At 73.6% G+C, this 14,214-nt stretch carries 12 protein-coding genes; 6 read left to right on the top strand and 6 right to left on the bottom strand.

Annotated features, from left to right (window positions below; all coding sequences use genetic code 11):
• The first annotated feature begins 134 nt into the window (after positions 1-134).
• From ACIGXJ_RS15005 to ACIGXJ_RS14995, 3 genes are all read left to right on the top strand, one after another.
• Positions 135-1,778 (top strand): alpha/beta hydrolase, encoded by a 1,644-nt coding sequence (locus tag ACIGXJ_RS15005; RefSeq protein ID WP_399644689.1) that lies wholly within the window; start codon positions 135-137, stop codon positions 1,776-1,778.
• 70 nt (positions 1,779-1,848) lie between these two features.
• A complete protein-coding gene (locus tag ACIGXJ_RS15000; protein ID WP_399644687.1) occupies positions 1,849-2,943 on the top strand; it encodes a chemotaxis protein in 1,095 nt (364 codons plus the stop codon).
• Between the two features lie 85 nt (positions 2,944-3,028).
• Positions 3,029-4,042 (top strand): Gfo/Idh/MocA family protein, encoded by a 1,014-nt coding sequence (locus ACIGXJ_RS14995; RefSeq protein ID WP_399644684.1) that lies wholly within the window; start codon positions 3,029-3,031, stop codon positions 4,040-4,042.
• 12 nt (positions 4,043-4,054) lie between these two features.
• Here the strand turns inward: ACIGXJ_RS14995 and ACIGXJ_RS14990 are convergent, their stop codons facing one another.
• Positions 4,055-4,468: an SsgA family sporulation/cell division regulator gene (locus ACIGXJ_RS14990; protein WP_399644865.1), complete on the bottom strand. Its 414-nt coding sequence runs from the start codon at positions 4,466-4,468 to the stop codon at positions 4,055-4,057.
• A 402-nt stretch (positions 4,469-4,870) separates the two neighbouring features.
• Here ACIGXJ_RS14990 and ACIGXJ_RS14985 point away from each other — a divergent pair, with 402 nt between their 5' ends.
• On the top strand, positions 4,871-6,286 hold the full coding sequence (locus tag ACIGXJ_RS14985; protein ID WP_399644682.1) for a PP2C family protein-serine/threonine phosphatase: 1,416 nt from the start codon (positions 4,871-4,873) through the stop codon (positions 6,284-6,286).
• 36 nt (positions 6,287-6,322) lie between these two features.
• Here ACIGXJ_RS14985 and ACIGXJ_RS14980 read toward each other — a convergent pair whose 3' ends face one another.
• Positions 6,323-7,816 carry a hypothetical protein gene (locus ACIGXJ_RS14980; RefSeq protein WP_399644680.1) on the bottom strand — a complete coding sequence of 498 codons (1,494 nt, stop codon included), beginning with the start codon at positions 7,814-7,816 and terminating at the stop codon, positions 6,323-6,325.
• 245 nt (positions 7,817-8,061) lie between these two features.
• On the opposite strand from ACIGXJ_RS14980, the gene ACIGXJ_RS14975 reads away from it, so the two are divergent.
• Both ACIGXJ_RS14975 and ACIGXJ_RS14970 read left to right on the top strand, forming a co-directional pair.
• Positions 8,062-9,240, top strand: coding sequence for an aminoglycoside phosphotransferase family protein (locus ACIGXJ_RS14975; RefSeq protein ID WP_399644678.1), 1,179 nt, complete (start codon positions 8,062-8,064; stop codon positions 9,238-9,240).
• Between the two features lie 268 nt (positions 9,241-9,508).
• The gene (locus tag ACIGXJ_RS14970; RefSeq protein ID WP_399644677.1) at positions 9,509-11,446 is read left to right on the top strand and encodes an N-acetylmuramoyl-L-alanine amidase; all 1,938 of its coding nucleotides are present in this window, start codon (positions 9,509-9,511) and stop codon (positions 11,444-11,446) included.
• A 75-nt stretch (positions 11,447-11,521) separates the two neighbouring features.
• Here ACIGXJ_RS14970 and ACIGXJ_RS14965 read toward each other — a convergent pair whose 3' ends face one another.
• The 4 genes from ACIGXJ_RS14965 to ACIGXJ_RS14950 all read right to left on the bottom strand — a co-directional run bounded on the left by ACIGXJ_RS14965 (position 11,522) and on the right by ACIGXJ_RS14950 (position 14,063).
• Positions 11,522-12,019, bottom strand: coding sequence for a hypothetical protein (locus tag ACIGXJ_RS14965; RefSeq protein ID WP_399644673.1), 498 nt, complete (start codon positions 12,017-12,019; stop codon positions 11,522-11,524).
• Positions 12,020-12,082: 63 nt separating this feature from the next.
• Positions 12,083-12,655: a CGNR zinc finger domain-containing protein gene (locus ACIGXJ_RS14960; protein WP_399644671.1), complete on the bottom strand. Its 573-nt coding sequence runs from the start codon at positions 12,653-12,655 to the stop codon at positions 12,083-12,085.
• A 21-nt stretch (positions 12,656-12,676) separates the two neighbouring features.
• On the bottom strand, positions 12,677-13,588 hold the full coding sequence (locus ACIGXJ_RS14955; protein ID WP_399644669.1) for a universal stress protein: 912 nt from the start codon (positions 13,586-13,588) through the stop codon (positions 12,677-12,679).
• A 232-nt stretch (positions 13,589-13,820) separates the two neighbouring features.
• Complete coding sequence (locus tag ACIGXJ_RS14950) at positions 13,821-14,063, bottom strand: DUF397 domain-containing protein (RefSeq protein WP_399644667.1); 243 nt, start codon at positions 14,061-14,063, stop codon at positions 13,821-13,823.
• Between the last annotated feature and the right edge of the window lie 151 nt (positions 14,064-14,214).

Raw genomic sequence — 14,214 nt, 5'->3', positions numbered from 1 at the left:
GTGAACCCGGTGAAGGCAGGGAGGCGGAGAATACGCCGGTCGCCGGCCGCCCGCTCGTCCACGGGCGGTGCCCGGCGGGGCCGCTTATCGTGGCCCGAGGGCCTTCGTCTCCCGGTCCGTGATCTGGAGGGATCGTGCCGACCAAGCTGTCCGCCGCGCACCGGCCCGCGGTCCGGCGATGGATCGTCACCGGCACCGCGGGGCTCGCGCTGCTGGGCGCGGGGCTGCCCGCCGCGGCCGACGAGGACGGACCCGGCCTGTCCCGCTTCTACGACCAGAGGATCCGCTGGTCGGTCAAGGCGTGCGAGACCGCCGAGGGCACCGAGCGCCCCGAGGACCTGCAGTGCGGCAAGGTCACCGTCCCCCTGGACTACGCCCACCCCGAGGCGGGCACACTGGAGCTGGCGCTCGCCCGCTACCGGGCCACCGGCAGGTCGAAGGGCTCGGTGGTGCTGAACTTCGGCGGCCCGGGCGGCTCCGGGGTCGCCGAACTCTCCTACGGCATCGAGGACTTCATGGACCTGGCCGAGGGCTACGACGTGGTCTCCTTCGACCCGCGCGGAGTCGGCCGCTCCTCCCCGGTGAGCTGCGGCGACACCGGCTACGAGACCGCCGTGGACCTGGACGGCACGGACGACGCGCTCAACGACCCTCGGTCCGTCCTGCGGAAGTTGCGCAAGGTGGCCGAGGAGTGCGCGGCGCACTCCGGTCCGGTGCTGGAGCACATGGGCACGGTCGACGTCTCGCGCGACCTGGACGTCATCCGGGCGGCGCTCGGCGACAAGAAGCTCGACTACCTGGGCTTCTCCTACGGCACCCGGCTGGCCGCGGTGTACGCCGCGCAGTTCCCGGACAAGGTCGGCCGGTTCGTGCTGGACGGCGTGGACACGCTGACCGAGCCGCTGACCGAGCAGGGCATCGTGGGCGCCCGGGGGCAGCAGGTGGCGCTGGACGCGTTCATCGACTGGTGCGTCGAGGACATCGCCTGTCCGTTCGGGCAGGACGCGCGCAGCGCCCGCGAGGACGTCGTACAGCTGGTGCGCTCGCTCGACGAGGACCCGGTGCCGACCCAGTTCGACGGGCCGTTCAGCGGCCAGGACCTGGTCGGCGCGCTCGGGCAGGCGCTGTACAGCGAGGATCTGTGGCCGTCGCTGGAGCGGGCGCTGGCCTCGCTCCTGGAGGACGGCGACACCCGGGCGATCGAGGCCTTCGCCGGCGGCGGCATCGCCCTGCCGGTGCGCGGGGAGGCCGGGAAGACCCGGGAGAGCGGGAAGGCCGGGGAGGAAGGGGAGGAGACCGGGGGCGCGCTCGTGGACGGGGAGGACGTCCCGCTGGACAACCTTCCCGCGGCGCTGATGGCGGTCAACTGCGCGGACGATCCCGACCGCCCGACGGCCGAGCAGATCACCCGTGATCTGGCCCGGCTGCGCGCCGACTACGAGCGTGCCTCGCCGGTCTTCGGCGTCTACCGGCTCACCCAGGTGCTGATGTGCCACGGCCGGCCGAAGGGCACCGACTACATCCGCGAGCAGGTCAAGGACGTGGACACGCCGAAGATGCTGCTGGTGGGCACGCGCGGTGACCCGGCGACGCCGTACCGCTGGACCGTGGAGACCGCCAAGCGCCTCGGTTCCTCGGCGGTGGTGCTCGACCACCGCGGGGAGGGCCACACCGGCTACGGCTCCTCCGCCTGTGTGCACCGCAAGGTGGACGACTTCCTGCTCTACGGCTCCCTGCCGCCCGACGGCAGCTCCTGCGGTCCCGACCGCGACCGCTGAGCGACGGCCCTTGCCGGACAGGTCCGTTACCCCGAATGCCCGACGGACGAAACGGACCTATGGTGCTGTCATGGAGCACGCACTCAGCCCCGAGGCCCTCAGCGAACTGCGGCGTCCACGCCCCTATCCGGCGGTGTCCGTGCTGACGCCCACGCATCGCCGCGAACCCGAGAACGCCCAGGACCCGGTCCGGCTGCGCAACGTGGTGGCCGAGGCCAAGCGACAGCTGGAGTCCGATCCGTCGGTCACCCGGGAGCGGCGGGTCGACGTGGTCGCCCATCTCGACAAGGCGCTCGCCGAGATCGATCTCACGCACGCCGAGGACGGCCTGGTGATCTTCGCCGCCCCCGGTGAGCACCAGGTGTGGTCGGTGGCCCGGGAGGTGCCCGAACGGGTCGTGCTCTCGGACACGTTCCTCACCCGCAACCTCGTCTCCGCGCAGGCCGCCGAGCAGCCCTTCTGGGCGCTGTCGGTGGCGGCGGACCGGGTCACGCTGTGGAACGGCGGCGCGGACCGGGTCGTCGAGGAGCGCTCCGGCGGCTTCCCGTTCACCCGGCGCGTGGAGAACTTCGACCCCGAGCGCCGTGAGCGCATCGGGGACAACCCGAGCACCTTCCGCGACGAGGACACCCGCCGCTTCCTGCGCGACGCCGACACCGCCCTCGGCGCGGTCCTGCGGGCCGCCCCGCGCCCGGTGTACGTCACCGGCGAGCGGGCCGCGCTGTCGGCGCTGGACGAGGTCGGCCTGCACACCCGGGGCGTGCCGAGGGTGCCGCGCGGCGGGCTCGCGCACGCCTCCCCGGAGGCCGTCTGGCAGGCCCTGCGGCCGGTCGTGGAGGAGGAGGCCCGGCGCGGCACCGACGAGGTCGCCCGGGAGCTGGAAGCGGCGCGCGGGCGCAGGGAGTTCGCGGCCGGGCTCGACGAGGTGTGGCAGAACGCCCGCGAGGCGCGCGTCCGGCTGCTGGCCGTCGAGGAGAACTACCGCGCCACCGTGCGCGACGACGGCTCCCATCTGGTACCCGCCGTGAGCGGCGACCTGGACGCCCGCGAGGACATCGTCGACGAGATCGTCGAGCAGTGCCTGGAGACCGGCGCCGAGGTCCGCTTCGTCCCGGACGGCACGCTCGGCGAATCGGGCGGCATCGCGGGGGTGCTGCGCTACTGACGCCCCCGCCCCGTACTCCCTCGTCACCGATCGGCCCGCCCGGCCTACGCTACGGCGGGACAGGCGGAGACGAGGGAGTGCGCGCGTGAGTGACCTGCTGGGTGTGGCGGTGCTGGGGGCCGGGCACATGGGGGCCGACCACATACGTCGCTTGGACCGGGTGGTGAGCGGTGCGAGGGTCGCCGCCGTGGCCGACCCGGATGTGGAGCGGGCGAAGCGCGCCGTGGCCGGGATCCCGGGGGCGCGTGTGCACGCCGAGGCGGAGGCCGCTCTCGACGCGCCCGGCGTGGAGGCGGTGCTGATCGCCTCGCCGGGCCCGGCGCACGAGGAGGCGCTGCTGGCGGCGTTCGCGCGTGGGCTGCCGGTGCTGTGCGAGAAGCCGATGGTGCCGGGTTCGCGGGGCGCGCTGCGGATCGTCGAGGCCGAGGTGCGGCTGGGCAGGCGGCTGGCGCAGATCGGGTTCATGCGGCGCTACGACGCCGAGTACGGGCGGTTGAAGGCCGTCCTGGACGAAGGGCGGCTGGGCCGGCCGCTGATGCTGCACTGCGTGCACCGCAATGTGTCCTCGCCGCCGGACTTCACCTCGGCGATGCTGATCGACAGCTCGGTCGCGCACGAGATCGACGCCGCCCGCTGGCTGCTGGGCGAGGAGCTGACCGCGGTGACCGTGGTGCGGCCCCGCTCCTCCGGCCGGGCGCCCGAGGGCCTGCTCGACCCGCAGTTCGTGCTGTTCGAGACGGCCGGCGGGGCCCTGGTGGACGTGGAGGTGTTCGTCAACTGCGGCTTCGGCTACCAGGTGCGCTGCGAGGCCGTGTGCGAGGCGGGCAGCGCCCGGATCGGTGAGGGCCACGGCATGCTGGTCACCTCGGCGGGCGGCGCCCGCGAGGAGGTGGCGCAGGATTATCTGGTGAGGTTCGCCGACGCCTACGACCGTGAGGTGCAAGCCTGGGTGGAGGCGGTCAGGCGGGGCCGGGTCACCGGTCCGAGCGCCTGGGACGGCTACGCGGCCTCCGCGGTCGCCGAAGCCGGGGTGCGGGCGCAGGAGAGCGGCGTCCGAACCACCGTCGACCTCGCCCCGCGCCCCGCCCTGTACGCGTGAGGGCCGCCCGGTTCACACCCCGTCGAACAGCGCGCTCAGTCCCCGGTCCACGGCGTCGCCGAGGTCCTCGTGCCCGGCGCCCACGACGGCGTAGGTGCGCAGCAGGAAGCGGCGCAGGGCGGCGGTGTCGAACTGGAGCAGGGCGAGGCCGTGCGGCGAGTGGAACTCCAGCACCGTACGGGCCCGGCCGCAGGGCCAGATGTGCACGTCCCCGGTCCCGGCCGGGCCGTGCAGTCCGTCGGCGAGCAGGCCGCGGGCGAAGGTCCAGGTGACGGGCTGTTCCTCCAGGGAGACCTCGGGCGGGAAGTCGATGTGCACGGCGAGCGGGTCCTGGGAGACGTAGCGGAGCGTGGCGGGCACCGGCAGTTCCTGCTCGTCGGCGGTGATCAGCCGGGCGCCGGCGGGCTGCTGGAGCGTGATCTGGATCTGCGAGTCCATGGGGTCCCCCGTGAGTCGAGCGTCGGCCGGTCCTTCCGGCATGTGAGTACGACCCCGAAAGGGGCGTTCGCATTACACCGAGACCCGAAAGAATTGTGTGACCTGCGTCACGCGCCTAAGTGGCAGAACGCATGCCCGTCGAACAGGAGAATGGACCTGGGCGGACGGCGGCCGCGACTGCGTCAACTCGCGTACGGTCTCTACGACTTGCGCGACACGACAGGCAGCCGGAAGGCGTGCCGGAACCGGTCCGTGAAGACTGTGGCATATGCCAGAAGCACCACCGTATCGTGTGTTGCCAAATCCCTTACAGGGCGTCGCGGGCTGTGCGACAGTCGTAGCGGTCCCACCGACAGCCTTGGTCGTACCGTCCCCTCATCGGAGTGCGTCATGCCGCCCCATCTCTCCGCGGACCACCCAGCCGCCCAGCCACCCGGACGAGGCGCGGTCGACGCGCTGATCACACAGACGCGGCGGCTCAAGGGCGACGTGGACGCGGTGCGGCGCGATGTGCCCGGCGACGGCTCCGACCCGGAGGACCGCTGGCAGCGCGCTCTGTACGACCTGGCCCTGCACCAGCTCAACGACCTCGACGAGCACTTGGCGCAACTGCGCGACGGCCCCGAGGACGAGCCACCGCAGGCACCTCCCGCGCAACGCCCCGCACCCGCCCGCGAGTCACTGCTCAGCCGGGTCGGCAGCGCGGAGTGGAACCTCCTGTCGGACGAGGCGAGTTGGTCCGCCGAGCTCTACGAGATCCTCGGCCGCGACCCCGCCTCCGCACCGCTCACCCTCGACGAACTGCCGTCCCTGGTGCTGGACGTGGACCGGCCGCGCCTGACGGCGATGGTCACGGACTGTCTGGTCGACGCCAAGCGCATCGACGGCGAGTTCCGTGTCGTACGACCGGACGGTGAGACCCGAACCGTCCACATGATGGGCGAGCCGGTGCTCGACGGCGACGGCAGCACCGCCTCGATGTGGGCCGTGCTGCGGGACGTCAGCGCACTGCGCCGCAGCCAGGAGGCCGTGAGCGAGACCCGTGACTCGCTCCGGCACCACCGGCATCGCGCACAGACCGAACACCGGCTCGCGGTCGAGCTGCAGGAAGCCGTGCTCCCCCCGTGGCGCGGCTCCCTGCGGCTCCCGCACCAGGGCCCGCCCGCCCTGCACCTGGCCGCCCGCCGGCTGCCGCCGAGCTCCCGGGCGGCGATCGGCGGCAGTTGGTACGACGCGCTGGAACTGTCCGACGGCGAGACCCTGCTGAGCGTCGGCGACCTCGCCGGCCACGGCGTCGCCGCCACGTCGGGCATGGCGATGCTGCTCGGCGCCCTGCGCGGCATGGCGATGACCGGCACCCGGCCCGGCCCGCTGATGACCTGGCTGAACCAGCTCCTGGACGCCACCGTCCAGCCCGCCCTCGGCAGCGCCCTGTGCTGCCGCTACCGGCCCGACGGCCGCGCCCTGGTGTGGGCTCGGGCCGGACACCCCGCCCCGCTGCTGTTCCGCGGCGGGACGGGACGCAGGCTGGACGCCCCGGACGGCGTCCTGCTCGGCGCGACCACGACAGCCTCCTACGGCGAGGCCGAGGAGACCCTTGAGGCCGGCGACGTCCTGCTGCTGCACACCCCCGGACTGGTCCCCGGGGACGCCGAAGAGGCCTCCGTGCGCCGCCTCCTGGACCTCGCCCCGCGCCTCGGCGCGGCGGACACCGCACAGGACTGCCTGCGGCTGGTCGTGGAGGAGTGCGGCGGAGCAGCGCGCGAGGCCGAGGCCTGCGTGCTCGTCGCCAAGGTCGTCGCGTGACCGGGCTGCCGCCCTGCCGTCGAACCCCCGCGGGGGTCACGCCGGTGCGGTGCGGCCCCCCTTGCCCTTCGCCTTGGGCAGAGCCAGCTGGATCTCCTCCCTCAGCTCGCTGATCTTCGGGTACTCGGCGTACTCGGCGGTCAGCCGGTACATCTGGCGCAGCCGGTCCCACGTGCGGCGGGAGGAGTTCTGGCCCATCGACACCAGCGCGAGCCGCGCGAAGCTGTCCGCCTGCTCGGGATCGTCGGCGATGAAGCAGGCGGACGCCATCGACAGGAAGTCGAAGATCTTCGACCGCTCCTGCGCGTCGACCCGCAGGGCCAGTGCCTTGTCCGCGTAGTGCCGGGCGTGGACGGCGGCATCCGGCTCGAACTCGGCCAGCGTGCGGTAGGCCAGCGCCTGCATGCCGTACAGGTCCGCCTCGTTGAACAGCTGCATCCAGTCCGGGGGCGCCTCGTCGGACTTGTCGGAGACGAAGAGGTCCTCCGCCCGGCCGAGGGTGCGGCGCATCGCCTGCCCCTTGCCCATGGACGCCTGTGCCCAGGCCTCGATGGTGTGGAACATGGCCTTGGTGCGCGGCAGCAGCCGGTCGCCGGAGCCGGACTGGGCGAGCTTCATCAGGTCGAGCGCCTCGCCGGGCCGGCCCAGATGGACCATCTGGCGGGCCGCCCGGGAGAGCGCCTCGCCGGCCCGGGGCCGGTCACCGCCCTCACGCGCGGCATGGGCGGCGATGATGAAGTACTTCTGGGCCGTGGGTTCCAGGCCGACGTCGTGCGACATCCAGCCCGCGAGGACGGCCAGGTTCGCGGCGACGCCCCACAGGCGCCTCTGGAGGTGGGGTGGGTGGCGGTAGGCGAGGATGCCGCCCACCTCGTTGAGCTGGCCCACGACCGCCTTGCGCTGGAGGCCGCCGCCGCGGGCGGCGTCCCAGGCCCGGAACACCTCCACCGAGCGCTCCAGTTCCTCGATCTCCTGCGACCCGATGGGGGCGGCCTCATAGCGGTCGAACCCAGCGAGGTCGGCGTGCAGGGGGTCGTCGAGGACGGGGGCGTCGGCGGCCAGGGCCGGGTCGGTGTGCAGCCAGTCGTGCATGGCGCTGCTGAGTGCGGAGCCCGCGGTGAGCGCGACACCCGCACCCACCAAGCCGCGTCGGTTGAGCATGAGGTCCATTCCCGTGAATTCGGTGAGGACCGCAGCGGTCCGCTCGGGCGCCCACGGCACACCGTCGGGATGTTCCTGACTCCCGCCGCTCTGCCGTTTCCCCGCGCGCCCGTGCCGGACCAGACCGAGATCCTCGATGGTCACGACACGGCCGAGACGCTCGGTGAACAGCGCCGCCAGCACCCGCGGTACGGGGTCGCGCGGGATCTCTCCCGTGTCGATCCACCGCCGCACGCGCGAGGTGTCGGTCGCCAGCTGCGGGTGGCCCATGGCCGCCGCCTGCCGGTTGACCAGCCTCGCGAGCTCCCCCTTGGACCAGCCGGCCAGGCCGAACAGGTCCGCAAGGCGGGTGTTGGGTTGTCCGCTCACGTCAAGCCCCCAGGTTCTCGGCTGAGTTGACCGTAGCCCTTCGTGACTTGCCGGGCGACTATTCGCCAGGGTTCGCCAGGGTGCGCCAGATGGTGTGCCACGGGACGCCGGGTGTCAGGTAGGAACGCGCCACCCCGACCCGGTCGCCGGTTCACCGGAACCGGTGCACTCCCCAGGGTGCACACCTGTGCGGCCGGGCCGGGCGGCGCACTGTCGTCGGGCTCACGAAGGGATCTGTATCGCCCATGTACGCAGCATCGTCCTCCGTGTCCGCCCCGTCCCGGTCGCTGCGCCCGCGCCCCCCGGCGCCCGGCTCCGCCCGAGTGGGGGAGGTCCCCCCACAGGGCAGCGGCCCGTACCTCGCCCCCGCGCGACCGGCCGCCCCCGTGCTCGGCGCGGGCCGGGCGCGGCGCGGCACGGCACTCGGCAACCAAACCCTCAGCGGGAGACTCGACTTGTCCGGCCCCCAGGGCGCCCAGCTGCGTGCGGCGATCGCCGCGGTGCACCGGATCTGCCCGGAGTTCGCCCCGGTGCAGGTGCTGCGCCGCAGCGGCCGCTCCGTGCTTCTGGTCGGCACGACCGGGCGCAGCACCGCCGTCGCCAAGTGTTTACTGGACCAATCCCCCGCCTGGGCCGAGCGCATCCGGCACGAAATAGCCGCATACCGCTCGTTCGTCCGGCACCGCCCGCCGGTGCGGGCGCCCCGGCTGATCGCGGCGGACCCGGACAACTGCACCCTCGTCGTCGAGCGCATGCCCGGCCGGCCGGCGGCCCTGTTGCGCCACCCCGTCGAGGCCCCGTCGCGCGCCGACATCCGGGCGGCGCTGGGCACGATCTGCCGGCTGAACTCCTGGCGGCCGCCCGCGGGCACCTTCGACGCCCCGATGGACTACGCGGCCCGTATCGCCCGCTACCACGAGCTGGGCCTGCTCACCGACCGGGACCTGGGTGACCTGTCGAAGCTGCTGCACGGCATCGCGGCCGGGGCGGGCCGGGGAGGCATGGGCCAGTTCTGCCACGGCGACGCGCTGCTGAACAACGTCCTGCTGTCGCCGGCCGGTCCGGTGCTGGTGGACTGGGAGCACGCGGGCTGGTACCTGCCGGGCTACGACCTCGCGACGCTGTGGTCGGTGCTCGGTGACGCGCCCGCGGCGCGGCGCCACATCAGCCAGATCGCGCAGTCGGCGGGCCCCGCCTCGCGCGACGCCTTCCTGGTGAACCTGATGCTGGTCCTCACCCGGGAGATCCGGACCTACGAGACGGCCGTGCAGCGTTCGATGCACGAACCGGCCCCGGCGGCACCGGGCACGGCCCACCCGGGTGCTGCGCCGTCCGGCGAGGAACAGCGGCTGCTGCTGAGGCGGCTGCACGACGACTGCCAGATGGCCCGCAGGGCCGTCCGAGCGGCGGTCGGCACTCGCTGACGGGGACGGCGGTCCGTGGTGCGCCCGACGACGGGGCGGCGCACCACGGACCTCGCTGTGTTCCCGAAAGGCCGGCCGGGCCCCATTGGTGTACGCCACTGACGCCCCCCAGGCCCGCCGCCCGCCACCGCGAAACTCCCCGGCCACCAGCCCTGACATGGGAAATCGCACTCCTGTGGGCATGATTGACGGATCGTCGGACAGCCGGTACCACTGACACGCCCGGCCCCGCACGGATCATCACGCCCGACCGTCACAGGAGGCTGCTTTGCGACGACCCGTCACCGATCCTCGAAGATCAGCCCGCGCCGTCGCATCGGCCGCGCTGCTGCTGCCGCTGCTGGCCGCGGCCCCTTCCGCGGAGTCCGGCTCCGAGGACGGCGGACTGCAACGGGCGTTCGCCGCCGCGGCCGCCGAGTACCACGTACCGCAGAGCGTGCTGCTCGGCGTCTCCTATCTGCAGTCCCGCTGGGACACGCACGGCGGAGCGCCCAGCGTGACCGGCGGCTACGGCCCCATGCACCTCACCGACGCCCGTACGGCACTGGCCGGGGCCCCGCACCACAGCGAGGGCACCGAGGACGCCCGCGGCGACGAGGCCCGTACGCCCCTGCTGCCCGCGACGGACCTGCCCGCGCCCGCCGAACTCCCGGCCCGGCTGCGCACCCTGCCGCGCGCGGCCGAACTCACCGGGCTCTCGCCGGAGGCACTGCGCACCGACCCGGCCGCCAACGTGGAGGGCGGCGCCGCCCTGCTGGCCGCCGCGCAGCGGGAGCTGGGCCGGCCGCTGAGCGAGGACCCGGCCGACTGGTACGAGGCGGTGGCCCGGTTCGCCGAGGCGGGCGAGGGTGACACGGCGACGGGGATGTCGTACGCCCACGACGTGTACGACGTGCTGCGCACCGGCGAGGAGCGTTTCACCGACGACGGCCAGCGGATCGCCCTGGCCGCCCAGCCCGGACTCGCCCCCGCCGAGGAGCGGACCCCGCGCCCGGCGGCCGGCACCGAGTGCCCTCCGACGGTGTCCTGCGAGTGGATCCCGGCGCCGTACGAGGAGTTCGGCGACAACGACTACGGCAACCACGACCTGGGCGACCGCCCGGCCTCCCAGCGGATCGAGTACATCGTCGTCCATGACACCGAGGGCGGCTGGGAGGGCGTCCTGGACCTGGTGCAGGACCCGACGTACGTGTCCTGGCAGTACTCGCTGCGCTCCACCGACGGTCACATCGCCCAGCACGTCAAGGCGAAGGACGTGGCCTGGCACGCGGGCAACTGGTACGTCAACGCCAAGTCGATCGGCCTGGAGCACGAGGGGTTCCTCGCGTACCCCGACTCCTGGTACACGGAGGCGATGTACCGCTCCTCGGCCCGGCTGGTGCGCTACCTGGCGCAGAAGTACGGCATCCCGCTGGACCGGCAGCACGTCCTCGGCCACGACACCGTGCCCGGGCCGACCACGGCGACGGTCCGCGGCATGCACACCGACCCCGGCCCGTACTGGGACTGGGCGCACTACTTCCAGCTGCTGGGCCGCCCGATCGAGCCGAGCGCGGGCCCGAACGGGGGCCTGGTGACGATCCGGCCCGACTACGCGACGAACCGGCCGGCGTACACCGGGTGCGCGAGCCGCGGGGAGAGCTGCCCGGTGCACGGGTCGAGCGCGGTGCGGCTGTACGCCGGGCCGGGTGAGTCGTATCCGCTGATCAAGGACATCGGACTGCGGCCGGACGGCGGGCCGTCGACGATCGACGTCAACGACATCGGGTCGCGGGTGTCCACGGGCCAGCAGTTCGCGGTGGCGGACCGCGCCGGCGACTGGACGGCGATCTGGTACCTGGGCCAGAAGGCCTGGTTCAGGAACCCGGCGAAGGAGCCGACCGCCGTGCACGCCAAGGGCCTGGTGGTGACGCCGAGGCCCGGTCTCGCGAGCGTGCCGGTCTACGGCCGGGCCTACCCGGAGGCGAGCGCGTACCCGGCCGGGGTGCCGGCGCAGGCCGTGTCCCCGCTGCCGTACAAGCTGCTGGAGAAGCAGAAGTACGTGGTGGGCGGCAAGGTGCCGGGCGAGTACTACTACGCGGTCACCTTCGACACCGCGGGCCACCGGGTCGTGCGGGGCGACGACCTCTACTACGAGATCCAGTTCGGGCACCGGGTGGCCTTCGTGCGGGCCGCCGATGTGACCGTCGCCGCGTCGGGGTCCTGACAGGGACGGGCCGGGCCACCCGGTGGGTGACCCGGCCTGGCCCCTCGCGGGCTCGCAGTTTCCCGGGTTCCCCGGTCAGCCCTGCTGGAACAGCTCGGCGGGCAGCGGCTTCAGCAGCGCGTACAGGTCGTCGGTGATGGGGCGGTCCCAGGCGGCGATGGTCACCAGGACGTTGTCGCTGCGGTCGAACTGAACGCAGGAGATGCGGCTCTCGGACAGCTTGAGGCGGCGCACGATCAGGAGGTTGTCGCCCTGCATCACCGGCACGTCCTCCATGCCGACGACGGTGACCTCCTCGTCGTTCTCCAGCGCGAGAAGGAGCTGGGCCACCTCGAAGGGGACCTGGCCCTCGGCGACCTCGCGGGCCGGGGAGCCCTCGGGGAGGTTGCCGATGATCATCGCGGGGCCGCGGCCGCCGAAGAGGTCGTAGCGCAGGAACACGCCCTGGCAGGTGCCGTCGGGTGCGGGCAGCAGCCCGGCGCCCAGGTTGCCGGGCCAGTCGCCCGGGTCCATGGCCAGTACGTCGAAATCGGGGCCGGCGGGGGTGGCGCTGCGGCGGCGGAGGAACGACATGCCGCAATGGTATGCCGGTGCGGGCGGGTAGGCGTCCGGGGGGCTCGGGTTGCCGGCCGGGTGTCACTCACCCCGGTGGCGTTCATGGTGGCGGGCCACCCTCGCCCGGTTCCCGCAGGACGGTTTGCACCACTCCTGGCGGGGGTGGTCCTTGAGGAAGTAGCGGACGCAGCGGGGGGCGTGGCAGGCGCGGAGCTTCTCGCGGGCGGGGCTCGCCAGGAAGGCGATGGCGGCTCCGGCCAGTACGGCGGTGAGGTCGCCCTCCCCCTGGGCGGGACGGTGCCGCACGTCGGGCCCGCCGTCCCCGGTCCAGCGCAGGACGGGCACGGTCGGGGTGCGGGCCGCGGCCCCGTTGACGCGGGCCACCGCCTCCTCCAGCGTCATCAGCCGGCCCTTGTCCGCCCGGCTCGGCTCTCCCGGTACGGCGTGGGCGAAGAGGGTGCGTACGGCGGTGCGCAGTTCCCGCACCGCGGTCAGGACGGTGGCGTCGGCGGTGTGGCCGGCCGGGGTGAGGCCGGGGTGGGCGTGGAGCCAGGCGGTCAGGCCGGCGAGGTCGGTCAGGTCGTCGGCCACGCCGCCGTTGCCGTCGTGGCGGAGGGTGAGGGCGAGGTCGAGGATGAGCTGCGCGTCCTGCATGCGCTAATGATAGGCGGGACCTCAGGCATTAGTGGTGGGGTCGGGGGCCGGCGGGACCACCGCGACCGGGCTCGCCGCGTGCAGCAGGACGGCGTGGGTGACGGAGCCCAGCATGCGGGCGGGGGCCAGAAGGCGGCGGCGATGGCGGCCGACGACCGTGAGCTCGGCGCCCGGGGAGGCGGAGACCAGGGCCCCGGCCGCGTCGCCGGGGACCGGGAGGGCCTCGGCGACGACGTCGGGGTGGCGGTCGCGGTGCGGGGCGAGGAAGCCCTCGGCGAGCGTGCGGGTCTCGGACTCGACCGGTGTCCGGTCGATCATGACGGGAGCGAGCTCGGCGGCCATCGACCAGTCCTGGACCGGCCAGGGGTAGGCGGCGACCGCCTGGACGCGGGCACCGCGCAGGGCGGCCTCGGTGAAGGCGAAGTCGAGCGCGGCCTCGTCGGGGCCCTCCACCTTCAGGCCGACGACGACCCGCGGCCCCGGCTCCTGCGGCAGGGCGTCCACGACCTCGCGGCCGGGCCTGGTCACCACGACCACCGGGCACTCGGCGTCCCGGGCGGCCGCGATGCCGTTGGAGCCCATCAGCAGGCTGGCGAAGCCGCCGCGGCCGCGTGAGCCGAGCACCAACAGCTGCGCCTCGGCGCCCAGTTCGGGCAGCAGGACGCTCGGGGCTCCGTCGAGGGCGGCGTACTGCGTGCCCACCCCTTCGCCGTGCCCGGCGAGCCGGGTGCGGGCCTCGGCGAGCACCGGGTCGTCCTCGGCCGGCGGGGGCAGGACGACCGGGGCGCCGGGCTGGGTCCAGGCCGTCTCGTGCCGTACATGGACCACGGTGAGCGGCGCCTCGCGGCGCCGGGCGGCGTCGTGGGCCCAGTCGAGGGCGCGCAGGCTGTCGTCCGAACCGTCGACCGCCGCGATGACCGGCAGGGTGCTCATGGGTTCCTCACCTCGGGAGTGCGACCTTCCGCTTGCTGGGGCCAGCCTGGCGCAGGCATCGGCCCCTGGGGCGGGTGTGCGGTCGCGTGTCCACGAAAGAGGCGGGAACACCCCCGGTTCGGCCCGCCCTGAGGCGCCGGGGGCGCGGGGGCCGGGTCAGCGGTCCCGTGTCACCCGTCTTCTGTCACCGGTCCCGGGCCGTCGTTCCCGGGTTCGTTCCCCTGTCACCGTCTCACGTCAGGTCGAACTCGCCCTCGCGTGCGTTGGACACGAAGGCGCCCCACTCGGCGGGCGTGAAGATCAGGGAAGGGCCCTCGGGCCGGCCGCTGTTCCGCATCGCGATGAAGCCTTCGACGAAGGCGATCTGGACATCCCCCAGCCCCCGGCTGCTGGACTGCCACTCGGCGTTGCTGAGGTCCAGCTCGGGCTTGTCCCAGCCCCTGAGCGGCTGCTGCTGGATGGTGCTCTCGGCCACGTCCGTGCTCCTCCCGGTTCGTGTCGTCCGCGGCCAGACTATCGATCGTCCCCCGCCCCCGACAGGCCACGTGAGGAGGACTTCCAGGACTTCAGGGGCAGGGCGCCGGCCGGGTGGATCGCGGGCCGCGTCCGTTGAACCCCGGCCGGCG

Source organism: Streptomyces sp. NPDC053367 (assembly GCF_044545925.1).
Classification (GTDB): Bacteria; Actinomycetota; Actinomycetes; order Streptomycetales; family Streptomycetaceae; genus Streptomyces.
The sequence above is the reverse complement of the archived record's forward strand: the minus strand, read 5'-3'. Positions and strand labels throughout refer to the sequence as shown.

Coding starts and splice junctions, on each gene's coding strand:
- ACIGXJ_RS15000 (WP_399644687.1), top strand. CDS start 1,849: ATGGAGCACGCACTCAGCCCCGAGGCCCTCAGCGAACTGCGGCGTCCA.
- ACIGXJ_RS14985 (WP_399644682.1), top strand. CDS start 4,871: ATGCCGCCCCATCTCTCCGCGGACCACCCAGCCGCCCAGCCACCCGGA.
- ACIGXJ_RS14975 (WP_399644678.1), top strand. CDS start 8,062: ATGTACGCAGCATCGTCCTCCGTGTCCGCCCCGTCCCGGTCGCTGCGC.
- ACIGXJ_RS14965 (WP_399644673.1), bottom strand. CDS start 12,019: ATGTCGTTCCTCCGCCGCCGCAGCGCCACCCCCGCCGGCCCCGATTTC.
- ACIGXJ_RS14960 (WP_399644671.1), bottom strand. CDS start 12,655: ATGCAGGACGCGCAGCTCATCCTCGACCTCGCCCTCACCCTCCGCCAC.
- ACIGXJ_RS14955 (WP_399644669.1), bottom strand. CDS start 13,588: ATGAGCACCCTGCCGGTCATCGCGGCGGTCGACGGTTCGGACGACAGC.